Raw genomic sequence first — 12,680 nt, forward strand, 5'->3', positions numbered from 1 at the left:
AATAAAGACTTTTTTTATACTTAACAGCTTATCTTCCCTTGACCACTATCTTCGTTTAAAAATTATAATAAATGAAGATAAGAGACTTAGCTATTCGTAAAAAATTTATTCTTTCCTTTTCTTTATTGCTATTCATGATGCTAGTCGGAGGGTTAGTGGTGGGCTATCTGTGGAGTCAAGTAGATAAATATCAGCAAATAAAATCTGATGTGGCTGAATCCATGATGCGTTTTGATAATGCGCAAAAAATTGAGCAAGATTTCCTCATATTTGGCTGGAAAAAAATTGACTTTTTAGAAGATGGGCAAAGTAACCTTACCCAACAGTTTCTTACTGAAATTGATGAAGTGGCAAAGTCTTTAGAAGATAAAACCACAACTGAATTTGTTGAGAACAAAGACCTATCTAGCGAATTCAGTTCAATTCTAATCTCCATTACCAGCTATAAAAAATCATTTGAGGAGTTGCGAAAATTACTTTTTGTTCGTGGTTTTAAAGACCACGGCCTTGAAGGGGAAATGAGAAGTTATGTTCACGACCTTCAAAAATGCGAATCTGCAGAGGAAAAAGTATTTGCCTTCAGCCTAAGGAGACATGAAAAAGATTTCGCACTGCGAAAAGATATGTCATATACAGATAAATTACATAATACTGCCGATGAATTTATTGAATTTATCAAAAATGCAAATGTTCAGCAATTCCCCCACATGACTGAGGTTTATAAAACAAAAACCATTGAAGCTATTAAAGCTTACAAAAATCATTTCGATAAAATTGTTCAAACTGAAATTGCAATTGGCTTGAACGAGAAAGCAGGGCAATTCTTGCAACTCAACCGAAGTAAAAAAGAAACAGAACCGAAAATTTCTTTATTATATCAAAAAATCAATGAGCAAAACAATGCATTAAGACAGACTGCTAGTTTAGTAATCGGAATAACACTTTTATTATTATTAATAACCGTTTTTGCTTTGGTTTACTATCTAAGAAAAACCGTTTCCAAACCGATTATAAAGTTGGACGATATTGTAAAGAAAGTATTAGCAGGTGATAGCAGTGCAGGAAAAGAATTGAACTATAATGGTAAAGATGAGATCGGCAGTTTGAATAAAAATTTCAGCCTTATGCTCGAAAATTTGAGGGAAAACCTTAAACTCATTAAAGACAAAAATGAATCACTAGAACAAAAAGCCAAGCAAGACAAAGTTAGAAATTGGACTATAGAAGGATTGAGCCATTTTTCCGATTTGATGAAAGGTAATAACGCAGATTTGAGTGAATTTGCCGATTCAATAATCCGTGAAACCGTAAAATATGTTAATGCCAATCAAGGAGCTTTCTTTATTCTAAATGATGAAAAAGAACAAGCATATATGGAATTAAAAGCATGTTATGCTTTTAATAAAAAGAAATATATCCATAAAAAAGTGGAAATGGGAGAAGGCCTCATCGGACAAACTTGGCTAGAAGGTGAATATATCTACATGACTGAAGTTCCAAATTCTTATATTAATATCACATCAGGATTAGGGGATGCGCCTCCAAAATCGATTATGATTTTACCACTTAAAACTGATAATCAGATAGTAGGCGTAATAGAATTAGCTTCATTTCAAGTATTCGAAAAGCATGAACAAGAATTTTTACTGGAATTAGTCAATCGATTGGGAAGTGTAATCGAATCCATAAAAATGCAGGAGCAAACACAAAAATTATTAGAGCAGTCACAAGAAATGACAGAGCAAATGCGTGCACAAGAAGAGGAAATGCGTCAAAATATGGAAGAACTACAAGCCACTCAGGAAGAGATGAGCAGAAACCAAAAATCATTAAATGAGACTATCAATTTCAAAGACATGCAACTCAATATGATGAATAGCCTCTTAGGAAAAGTTTATGAAGGAATGCTGTTTATCAATAATGACTATCAAATAGTTGCTTCAAATGATTATTTAATGGATGAGCTTCAATACAATCAAAATGATTTATTAGGAAACCATCCAGAATTGGTATTTAAAATCTCATTGAAAAAGAAAATAGAAGAGCTTCAAAATGACCCGAATTTCATCTTAACGGGTGTATCTGAAAGGCAGGAAACTAAAATCATGGATAAATTCAGCAATATATTTGATGCACGATTCGTGATTACCAAGATTGAGCATAAAGGAGAAATTTTTCATGCAGTACTTTTCAATAAAAAAGATGCAGAGTTTGGGAAAAGAGTGCTAAAACATCTATTTCAAGCTAAATAATTACACTTTTTTGCAATAAACTCACTTGAATTTAAAACTTCAATTTCACTAAAGTAAAAGTCATCTTTATCTTCAGTCAGGATAATTTTGCACCCAACTCGTTCGGCTGCATAATATTGAAAGCCATCTTCCAAATCATGGATTTTTTTATTAGTTAATGCTTTTCCAACTCCATATTGACCAGCGTCTGCAATTTTAATGTGCTGGCATAATAAAGAGATTTTCTCTTTGGCTTTTTCCTCATTCACTTTCTTGGCAGCAAAGAAAAAAGCAATAGCTAAACAAATTGGAGAAGTATAAAATTCAAATTTAGATTGACCTGCTAAACTTAAGATTCTAGCACTATGGTTAAAAAGAGGATATTCTTTATTGAGAACAGACACAAGAATATTGGCATCCAAAAAGACTTTCATTTTTTGGAAGATAAATATTCTGCCTTCATATCTTTTCTTTTACGAGCTTTGGTGTGATATTCAGCCTTTCCTTCCGCTACTTGATTCACCCAATCAGCAACTGGTAATTCATCTAATGATTTATACTCGCCCGTGGTAATTTGCTTGTATAGAAACTCCGTAAGGCGAGATAAACTGATATTATTTTGCTCCGCAAATTGTTTTGCTTTGCCAATAATTTCTTCATTAAAAGATAAAGTAACTTTAGTGTCCATAATCCCCAAATTTTTATACCACCAATTTAAAATTTTTATACGTATAAATCAAAATAGTAGTTAAAAATTTCTAGGAAATTCCGCCATTTTCATAAAAACTGATTGCAGTCGGTGTGCCCTTGACCGAGGCACATTGTTTCAATGGTTGGTGGCACACCAATCATTTCCCAAATAAGGCTTTCCAGATTTTCAGCTATTATTACAAAGCCCCTTTGGTTGAAGGCAAATCATTCAAGCGACTTTCATCCCGGCTTACGGCCATTTTAATAGCTCTAGCCCACCCTTTAAAAATAGCCTCAATCTTATGGTGTTCATTATCTCCGCTAACCTGAATATCCAAATTACATTGAGCTGCATCAGAGAATGATTTGAAGAAATGAAAAAACATTTCAGTGGGCATATCTCCTACCATCTCCCTTTTAAATTCTGCTTTCCAGTTGATCCATGGTCTTCCTCCAAAATCTATCGCAACTTGAGCTAGTGCATCGTCCATAGGTAATAAAAACCCATAACGATAGATTCCCTTCTTATTTCCTAAAGCTTGCTTAAATGCTTCTCCTAGGGCCAAAGCCGTATCTTCTATGGTGTGGTGTTCATCCACTTCCAAATCACCATTCACTTGAATGGATAAATCTAAGCCTCCGTGTTTACCAAGCTGGTCCAGCATATGATCGAAGAATTTCAATCCTGTTGAATTATCCGCTTTTCCACTTCCATCCAAATTAAGATTGATTTTAATATCCGTCTCATTTGTTTTACGAGAAATGGAAGCTGTTCTTTCTGGCATCACCAAATAGCGAGCAATTTCCCGCCAATCTTGAGATGAAATGGTAGCTTCAGATAAATCATCCCCAATAAAAATAGATTTAGCACCCAAATTTTGAGCTAATTGAACATCCGTTTTTCTATCCCCAATTACATAGCTATTGGCCAAATCATAGTCTTCAGAAAAGTATTTTTTCAACATTCCTATTCCAGGCTTGCGAGTTTCCTTTCCATCTTTTTCAAAACTCCTGTCAATATGTTGCTCAGCGAACGTAATTCCTTCAATCTCTAATTGCTTCAGCATTTTATTGTGTGCTGGCCAAAAAGTATCTTCAGGGTATGAATCCGTTCCCAATCCATCCTGATTAGTGACCATGATCAGTTCATAATCTGTATTCTGTGCAATAAATTGTAACGCACTAATGGCGTAAGGTAAAAATTCCAGCTTTTCCAATGAATCTACCTGATAATCCGTTGGTGGCTCTTGAATAATGGTTCCGTCTCTATCTATAAATAATACTTTCTTCTTCATTTTTAAATTATTGTAAGCTCAAAATTAGTGAATTGAAATTGATTTAAAATAAAAAAAGAAATATCTGAATACATCAAACATTTCTTTCTTTCAAAATGAAATAGGTAGATTGGAATTCTATATTATTTGATTATCCATTTATCTCTTCCTTTTCACAAAACTCTAAATCAATAGTTCTTTTATCAATATCAGTAGCCTTCACTCTTACCGTTACAGGGTCTCCAAGCGTTATCATACGTTTATTGTTCCTTCCTATGATTCTGTAATTTTTCTCATCAAATTCATAATAATCATCCGTCATATCAACTAGACGAACCATGCCCTCGCATTTGGTTTCTATGATTTCCACGAAAATCCCCCATTCAGTTACACCTGTTACCAAGCCATCAAATGCCTTATCCTCCACAGAAGCCATGAATTCAACTTGTTTGTACTTGATAGAAGCTCTTTCAGCATCTGAAGCTCTTTTCTCCATTTCAGATGAATGCAAACATTTTGATTCAAATTCCTCAGCATTAACGGATTTACCCTGATCTAAATAATGTTGCAACAATCTATGGACCATCACATCAGGATATCTTCTAATTGGGGAAGTAAAGTGGGTATAATATTGAAATGCCAATCCGAAGTGGAATGAATTTTTAGTGGTATATTTCGCTTTGGCCATGGATCGAATCGCTAAACTTTCAAGCACATTTTGCTCTGGTTTACCCTGAATTTCGTTCATCAAAGAATTCAAAGATTTAGCAACTGCTTTTTCTTCAATTTCTAGCTCATGTCCGAATCTCTTGGCGAAAATAGAGAATGTACTCAACTTTTCTGGATCAGGATAATCGTGCTGACGATAAACAAAAGTCAATTTTTGATCCCCTTTCTTTTTGGTCGCAATAAACTCAGCTACCTTTCGATTGGCCAACAACATATACTCCTCCACTAATTTGTGGGCATCTTTCCTAACTTTCGGAATAACCCCTAAAGGTTTACCATTTTCGTCCAGCTTGAATTTCACTTCTACAGATTCAAATGCAATGGCTCCATGTTTAAAACGCGTTTCCTTTAACTTTTTGGCTATAGAATTGAGTGTAGTGAGTTCCTCGGCATGATCGCCAATTCCCGCTTCCAAAACTGCTTGAGCTTCTTCATAGGCAAATCTTCTGTCGGAATGTGTAACCGTTCTACCAAACCATTCATTATGAATTGTTCCATTATCATCCAGCTCAAAAACGGCTGAAAAGGTAAATTTATCCTCATTGGGTCTTAATGAGCATAATCCATTAGAAAGTCTCTCTGGCAACATGGGGATCGTTCTATCCACCAAATATACAGAAGTGGCTCTATGAAAAGCTTCTTCTTCCAATAGAGTGCCTGGTTGCACATAATAAGTTACATCTGCAATATGAATTCCGATTTCGTAATGACCATTGTCTAACTTTTTAAATGAAATGGCATCATCAAAATCCTTAGCATCTTCCGGATCAATGGTAAAAGTAGTAGTTCCACGCATATCCCTCCGCTTTGAAATTTCTTTTTCAGGCAATTGATCGCTGATCTTTTCAGATTCCCTTACCACTGCCTCAGGAAATTCCATTGGCAATTCGAACTCCGCCATGATAGAATGAATTTCTGCCTCATTCTCTCCAGCTGGTCCTAACACTTTAATAACCTTGGCTTCTGGTTTTCTGTCTGTATCGCCCCAGCTTTTGATTTCAGCAATTACTTTGTCTTGATGTTGGGCTCCACCTAATTTATCATTATTGATAAAGAAGTCAGTATGGATATATCGGCTATCAGGAATCATAAAAGCGTAACGGACGGATTTATCAATTCTACCCACAAATTGGGTTTTCGCTCTTTCCACAATTTCAATTACCTTTCCTTCTTCCCTGCCATCTTTATTTTTCTTAGTAATGACTACCTTAACTGTATCCTTATGAAAGGCACCTTTCAGTTTATCTGTTTTAACAATAATATCTGATTCCCTGTCTTCAGAAATGATGTAAGCTAATCTTGGGTTTACGTGATCCACTTTTCCTATTATAAACTCAGGTTCTCTAGAGGATACATAAGTAGCTCTGGAAGCTTTTTCAATTTTACCTTCTTTCAATAATTCAATCAATACTTTATCTATCAGTCGCTTAGCTTCAGCAGTATTACTACCAATCGCTTTAGCTATATTTCTGACTGTAAAGGATTTGTGAAGGTTAAAATCTAAAATTTGAAGAACTTCTTGTTTTAGTTCGGGTATGCTTTTAATTATTCTTTTGGACTTTTTTGGTCCTTTTTTATTTCTTTTTTTACTCATGTTTAAAATTAAAATGTTTTGAAAAGGATGTGATTATGTATATATGAAGAAATCAATAAATCATTCATCCTTAACTTTAATGATTTGCTCCTCTTGCAAGATGGGTTGCCCTGTCATTCTTTGGTACAATTGGCAAGTGAGCACTACATCTTTTTCACAATATTCGGCAATTCTTTTTAAATCACCTTCTTTATAATAGACTTCATATACTTGACTTCCATCAATATCGTCTTTACTGCTTGGTAAATCAAATATATGTGCCAATAAATCTAGTTTGGTATAATGTTTACGATCTCCAAACTTCCACATTTCCAAAGTATCTAAGTAGGGAGTCTGCCATGGCTTCATTGCACCAACGTCCAATATCGATGGAAGTTTTAAGCCATTTATCAAAATACGTCTGCAAATATATGGAATATCAAACTCTTTTATGTTATGCCCACAAATGACTGAATGAGTATCATCCACTTTTCGGAAAATTTCAGAGAGTTCCATGAGCAACTCCTTTTCATTATCATTTGCTAAAGTAGTCACTCTAAGTTTTCGGTTTTTTTCATTACCGAACATCCAACCTAATGAAACCACTACTATTTTTCCAAATTCAGCATATATTCCTGCTCTAGAATAAATCTCTTCTGCTGTTTCTTCATTTTTTACGAGAAAAGAGGCTTTATGTCGCCATAATGATCGTTCTTTTTCAGATAGATCAGTAAAGTTTTCTACTTGGGGAACGGTTTCTATATCGATAAAAAGTATAGCCATTTCGGTTGATTATGGGTTGAAGTTCGGCTTAAATTATGGAAAATAATGGAAAGAATAAAAGTTTGAAGATGGAAGATGGAAGTAAGGTAATACCTGATGGATGGTTAGTACTTAGGTCAGTACCGCAGGTCAGACCGGTCCACAATTGGAAGATAGAAGTTAAAAACTAGAATAATATCTATAAAATAAGTATTTAGAAGATGGAAGCAGGTTTTTGATTCTATATCTAAGGCTGATTAATTTCAACAAAAAACTTAGTAAAACTATCTTTTTAAAGTATAGGCTTTAACTTTGCATGAAATTTTAGAATTATACTTTTTAAAAAATGAAATATATATCCCCAATTGAAACCAAGGCTTGGAAAAAGCTAGAGGAGCATTATCAAAAAACTAAAGATCTCCATATTAAAACACTTTTTGAAGAGGATAAAGGAAGGTTTGAAAAATTCAGCTTGAACACTGAAGCACTTTTCATTGATTTTTCCAAAAATAAAATTACTGATACTACGCTTACACTACTATTTGAATTAGCGGTTGAGATGAAATTGCCCGAAGCCATAGAATCTATGTTTCAAGGTGATAAAATCAATCAAACAGAAGGTCGTGCAGTTTTGCATTCCGCTTTGAGGGATTTTTCCAACAATCCTGTAATGGAATCAGGTCAGGATGTGATGCCATTGGTGAAAAAGGTGAGAAAGCAAATGGAAAGCTTCAGTCAAAAAGTACACTCAGGTGATTGGAAAGGATATTCTGGAAAGCAGATAAAGCACATTGTGAATATTGGAATCGGGGGTTCTGATTTGGGTCCTGTAATGGTTACAGAAGCACTTAAACCTTATAAAATAAAAGGCATTGAAAGCTATTTTGTTTCCAATGTTGATGCAACGCATATAGCAGAAGTATTACAAAAAATAGATCCTGAAACCACTTTGTTTTTAATTGCTTCCAAAACTTTCACGACACAGGAAACCATGACCAATGCGCATACTGCAAGAAGATGGTTCTTGGAAAATGGAGGATCGGAGGAAACAATCAAAAAACATTTTGCCGCATTAAGCACTAATAAAGAAGGTGTGGAAAAATTCGGAATTGACCCAGCCAATATGTTTGAGTTCTGGGATTGGGTAGGCGGGAGATACTCCCTTTGGTCAGCTATTGGCTTATCCATTGCCTTGAACATCGGTTATAAAAATTTCGAAGAATTATTGAAAGGAGCCCATGAAATGGATATTCATTTTAAGGACACGCCATTACCTAATAACGCACCTGTCATATTAGCATTAATTGGTGTTTGGTACAATAACTTTTATAAAGCTGAAACAGAAGCTATTTTACCTTATGACCAATACTTACATCGATTTGCAGCATATTTCCAGCAAGGAAACATGGAAAGTAACGGTAAATCTGTAGATAGAAATGGAAATACTGTTCCATATCAAACAGGCCCTATTGTTTGGGGAGAACCCGGTACCAATGGACAGCATGCATTCTATCAACTAATCCATCAAGGAACCAAAATGATTCCTTGTGATTTTATTGCTCCTGCTATTTCGCACAATCCAATTGGTGATCATCACCAAAAGCTATTAGCCAATTTCTTTGCCCAAACAGAAGCTTTGATGAACGGGAAAACCGAGAAAGAAGCCAGACAAGAATTGGAACAAAAAGGATTAAGCTCGGAAGAAATTGAGAAATTATTGCCCTTTAAGGTGTTTAAAGGTGATAATCCGACCAATTCTATATTGATGAAGAAAATCACGCCAAAAAGCCTAGGAAGCTTAATTGCGCTTTATGAACATAAAATATTCGTTCAAGGGATCATCTGGAATATTTTCAGTTTTGACCAATGGGGAGTGGAATTGGGTAAACAATTGGCAGGCTTAATCTTACCAGAATTGGAGCATGACAATCCTGTAATTGGACATGATGCTTCTACCAATGGTTTGATTAATGAGTATAAGAGGTTGAGGGAGCGTTAATTTGGGCAAACTAATTCTCTTAATTTTATGTATATTTAAATGTGAATAAGTTTTAAAAATTCTATTATTAAAATTCAATTTGAAAAATTAATAAAAGTTAAAAGCTTAGTCAAAAAATTAAATTAATATACCTTTTAAAAGAAACACTAATGAGCACTATTTTGATAAAATCCGATGATGAAACTAGCAGAATGCTTTCAGAATTAGCTAAAAAATTAGGAAGTAAGGTGTTTGATTTAGCTGATGAAAAACATGAGGATTTAGCTCTCGCTATTGCTATGGATTCTGTAGAGACAGGAAAAGAAGTATCAGAAGAGAAAATTTTAAATCAGCTAAAATCAAATAAATGAAGGTTGTTTTTGATGAGTCATTTAGTAAATCTCTCTCAAAAATCAAAGATGAGTCTATAAACTCTAGAATTGAAAGTATAATTATCGATCTAAAATCAATAAATGATTTAAATGACTACCCGAAAGTGAAAAAACTTTCAGGGTTCAAAACTTACTTTAGAATTCGTATTGGTGATTACAGAATTGGTTTGAAAAAAATAGCGCCCAATAAAATTAAATTAATTATCATTTCCCACCGTAAAGATATTTACAAGTTTTTCCCATAATTGGAAACCAATAAAATCATAATCATAGGCGCGGGTGCAGCAGGTATTTTTGGGGCTATTAATATAGCCTCAAAAAACGCTGATGCCGAGGTGGTCGTTTTGGAAAAATCATCCAAGCTTTTATCCAAAGTGAAAATTTCAGGAGGTGGAAGATGCAATGTCACCAATGTTTGCCAAGAACCAAAAGAACTTATCAAAAACTATCCTAGAGGAAATAAAAAGCTCAAAAAAGCATTTGAGCAATTCGGTTCCAAGGAAACAGTTCAATGGTTTGAAAGCAGGGGGGTAAAAGTCAAAGCAGAAGATGATGGAAGAATGTTCCCGATTACAGATGATTCGCAAACCATAATCGATTGCTTATTAAATGAATGTAAAAAGTATAAGGTAAAAATCCTTACCAAAGTGGCTGTAGAAGGCATCACCAAAACTGAAAATGGTTTTTCACTGGAGATCAAAGGGGCTGATAATTTACTATGCGATAAAGTAGTGGTTGCAACTGGAGGTCATAATAAATTAGAATCTTTTCAGTGGTTGGCAGATTTAGGCCATAGTATTTCTGAACCTGTCCCTTCGCTATTTACTTTTAACTTGCCTGATGCTGATATAACAAAGTTGTCGGGAGTAGCAGTCCCCGATGTGGAAGTGAAAATTGCGGGTACAAAGCTTTCCCATCAGGGGCCTTTATTGATTACCCATTGGGGCATGAGCGGACCCGCAGTACTGAAATTATCTGCTTGGGGTGCTAGAATTTTAAATGAGAAAAATTATGAGTATTCGGTACTGATCAATTGGTTAAAGAATGCCAATGAAGAAGAATGTCGTCAAAAACTCACGACATTTCAGACTGATAATCCTAAAAAAATGCTTTTCAACAGTAACCCTTTCCAAATTCCAAAAAGATTGTGGGAATATCTATTGACTAAATCGGAAATAGATGAGGAATTGCGCTGGAATAATTTTTCAGGAAAGAAATTTAATAAACTGGTCAATCATTTAATTGCTGATTTGTATGATGCTTCAGGAAAAACCACTTTTAAGGAAGAATTTGTAACTGCAGGTGGAGTCAAATTAGGCGATGTTAATATGCAAACTATGGAAAGTAGAAAATGCCCAGGGCTCTTTTTTGCCGGAGAAGTTTTAGATATTGATGGTGTTACGGGCGGTTTTAACTTCCAGGCTGCTTGGACTACCGCTTGGCTAGCTTCGGAGGGGATTTCAGAAAATGAAAAAGCCCTTCAAAATTAATTGAAAGGCTTTTAAGTCTCCAGATTGTAATTGAGCAATCAACCTGCTTGATGCTCTTCCCTCAATAAGTCATTGACCGTTTTAACTGGATTAAAAGTGGATAATGGCACTTCCACAAAAAGTGTAATCCAATCAGACATAGCACCATTCCATAAGCCAGGAAGTTCTAAAGCCTTTAACTCTTTACCATCCTTCGATTTACTAGTTATAAATCCAGTTTCAGGATTTCTGTATTTTATCAAATCAAATTTTCTGCCGTGCAAATCCTTAACACCACATACCAAATCAACCGGATTAAAATGAGTTGCATTTTGCAATGCCTCCTGTGCTTTTTCATCGTCAGGGTCTATCTGGGAAGTTTCTGCTATTTGCAAATTTAATGAACCGTCTTCTTCTTTTACCCAGAAAGGGCCACCACCTGGCTCGCCAGTATTCTTCACCATTCCACATACCCTAATTGGTCGATGCAATAGATATTGCAGATAACCCACTTTCTCGGAAAATTCAAGTTGAGCATAGTCATCTTTAAATACCAAGAATAAATCCTTTCTGGCAAAATTCTCGATTTCCAATAACTCTAGCTCACTGATATTTCTTTCCAATTGATTCTGATAGCCAAACAATTTGCTTTGCACACTCATTAATAGTCCGGCTAAAGCTTTTTTATATTGAATGGTTTTGAACTTTAAGTGATCGGGCACGACATTGTCAATGTTTTTTATGAATACAATATCATTATCAAGATCATTCAAGTTCTCTAATAAAGCTCCATGCCCTGCGGGACGAAATAAAATGCTTCCGTCTGAATTATAAAATGGAGTATTATCAGGATTTACTGCTATGGTATCAGTCTCTGGTTTCTGTTGGGAAAATGTGATTTCAAATTGATTAAATCCTTTCCTAACATTTTCGGCATGTTCCTCAAATAGTTTTTGATGTTCGGGCGATACTGTAAAATGTAATCTCACTTTGCCCTCTGAACCCCTTGCATAATTTTCACCTTCTGTAAAATGTTCACCAACGGGAGTTTTGATTCCCGATTTGTAATCATGAAAATCCAAAAGGCCCTTTGGAAGATTGCCGTAATTTAAGCCATCTTCCAATAATAATGTTTTCACAATTATATGAAAATCTTTATTCTTTAAAGCTTGATCAATTCCAATTCCTTTATCCTGCATTTTTTGGTCCAATGCCACTGAAAAGGCAAATTTGTGGATATTCTCAAAAAAGGTTTTTAAAAAATCGTCTTTCTCAGCTTCGGACTCTTCTTCTTCTAAAAAGGCATACAATCTTTTGAACATGCGACTTGCCGCACCACTTGCAGGCACAAACTTAATCATATTGTATTCAGGAGATTGTTTTTCATAAAAAGCTATAAATTCATCTTTGCTTTTTTCAGATAATTGAATCAATCCATCCCCTATTGTTGCGGGTCGATCAATGGGCAAATAAGGAAATCCTTTTTTAAATCTTTCCAACTGCTCCTCCACCAACTCCATCGATTTCCCTGCTTTTTGAATATCTTCTTGTAATTTCTTATCCATAATTTTGGGTTGTTAGG

Annotated in this window: 11 protein-coding genes; 5 read left to right on the top strand and 6 right to left on the bottom strand. The window is 34.9% G+C overall.

Annotation, left to right across the window (positions count from 1 at the left end; genetic code table 11):
* Positions 1-71: 71 nt before the first annotated feature.
* Positions 72-2,252, top strand: coding sequence for a GAF domain-containing protein (locus tag ACFE0M_RS17005; RefSeq protein WP_434546988.1), 2,181 nt, complete (start codon positions 72-74; stop codon positions 2,250-2,252).
* Here ACFE0M_RS17005 and ACFE0M_RS17010 read toward each other — a convergent pair.
* The 5 genes from ACFE0M_RS17010 to ACFE0M_RS17030 all read right to left on the bottom strand — a co-directional run bounded on the left by ACFE0M_RS17010 (position 2,240) and on the right by ACFE0M_RS17030 (position 7,280).
* Positions 2,240-2,653, bottom strand: a complete 414-nt coding sequence (locus ACFE0M_RS17010) for a type II toxin-antitoxin system VapC family toxin (RefSeq protein WP_434546989.1) — start codon at positions 2,651-2,653, stop codon at positions 2,240-2,242. The two genes, ACFE0M_RS17005 and ACFE0M_RS17010, sit on opposite strands and share 13 nt — an antisense overlap.
* Positions 2,654-2,661: 8 nt before the next feature.
* Complete coding sequence (locus ACFE0M_RS17015) at positions 2,662-2,919, bottom strand: DUF6364 family protein (protein ID WP_308349032.1); 258 nt, start codon at positions 2,917-2,919, stop codon at positions 2,662-2,664.
* Between the two features lie 199 nt (positions 2,920-3,118).
* Positions 3,119-4,216, bottom strand: coding sequence for a bifunctional histidinol-phosphatase/imidazoleglycerol-phosphate dehydratase HisB (gene hisB, locus ACFE0M_RS17020; protein ID WP_434546990.1), 1,098 nt, complete (start codon positions 4,214-4,216; stop codon positions 3,119-3,121).
* 130 nt (positions 4,217-4,346) lie between these two features.
* Positions 4,347-6,518, bottom strand: a complete 2,172-nt coding sequence (gene rnr, locus ACFE0M_RS17025) for a ribonuclease R (RefSeq protein ID WP_434546991.1) — start codon at positions 6,516-6,518, stop codon at positions 4,347-4,349.
* A gap of 60 nt (positions 6,519-6,578) precedes the next feature.
* On the bottom strand, positions 6,579-7,280 hold the full coding sequence (locus ACFE0M_RS17030; protein WP_434546992.1) for a 3'-5' exonuclease: 702 nt from the start codon (positions 7,278-7,280) through the stop codon (positions 6,579-6,581).
* 325 nt (positions 7,281-7,605) lie between these two features.
* Between ACFE0M_RS17030 and pgi the strand changes: the two genes are divergently transcribed.
* From pgi to ACFE0M_RS17050, 4 genes are all read left to right on the top strand, one after another.
* A complete protein-coding gene (gene pgi, locus ACFE0M_RS17035) occupies positions 7,606-9,258 on the top strand; it encodes a glucose-6-phosphate isomerase (RefSeq protein WP_434546993.1) in 1,653 nt (550 codons plus the stop codon).
* 149 nt (positions 9,259-9,407) lie between these two features.
* Positions 9,408-9,608, top strand: coding sequence for a hypothetical protein (locus tag ACFE0M_RS17040; protein WP_434546994.1), 201 nt, complete (start codon positions 9,408-9,410; stop codon positions 9,606-9,608).
* A complete protein-coding gene (locus tag ACFE0M_RS17045) occupies positions 9,605-9,874 on the top strand; it encodes a type II toxin-antitoxin system RelE family toxin (protein ID WP_434546995.1) in 270 nt (89 codons plus the stop codon). The genes ACFE0M_RS17040 and ACFE0M_RS17045 overlap by 4 nt, the downstream gene beginning before the upstream one ends.
* Positions 9,875-11,119 (top strand): NAD(P)/FAD-dependent oxidoreductase, encoded by a 1,245-nt coding sequence (locus ACFE0M_RS17050; RefSeq protein ID WP_434546996.1) that lies wholly within the window; start codon positions 9,875-9,877, stop codon positions 11,117-11,119.
* A 38-nt stretch (positions 11,120-11,157) separates the two neighbouring features.
* On the opposite strand, the gene ACFE0M_RS17055 is transcribed toward ACFE0M_RS17050, so the two are convergent.
* Complete coding sequence (locus ACFE0M_RS17055) at positions 11,158-12,663, bottom strand: DUF4301 family protein (protein ID WP_434546997.1); 1,506 nt, start codon at positions 12,661-12,663, stop codon at positions 11,158-11,160.
* Between the last annotated feature and the right edge of the window lie 17 nt (positions 12,664-12,680).

It is taken from the genome of Marivirga sp. (genome assembly GCF_051117495.1).
Lineage (GTDB): Bacteria > Bacteroidota > Bacteroidia > Cytophagales > Cyclobacteriaceae > Marivirga.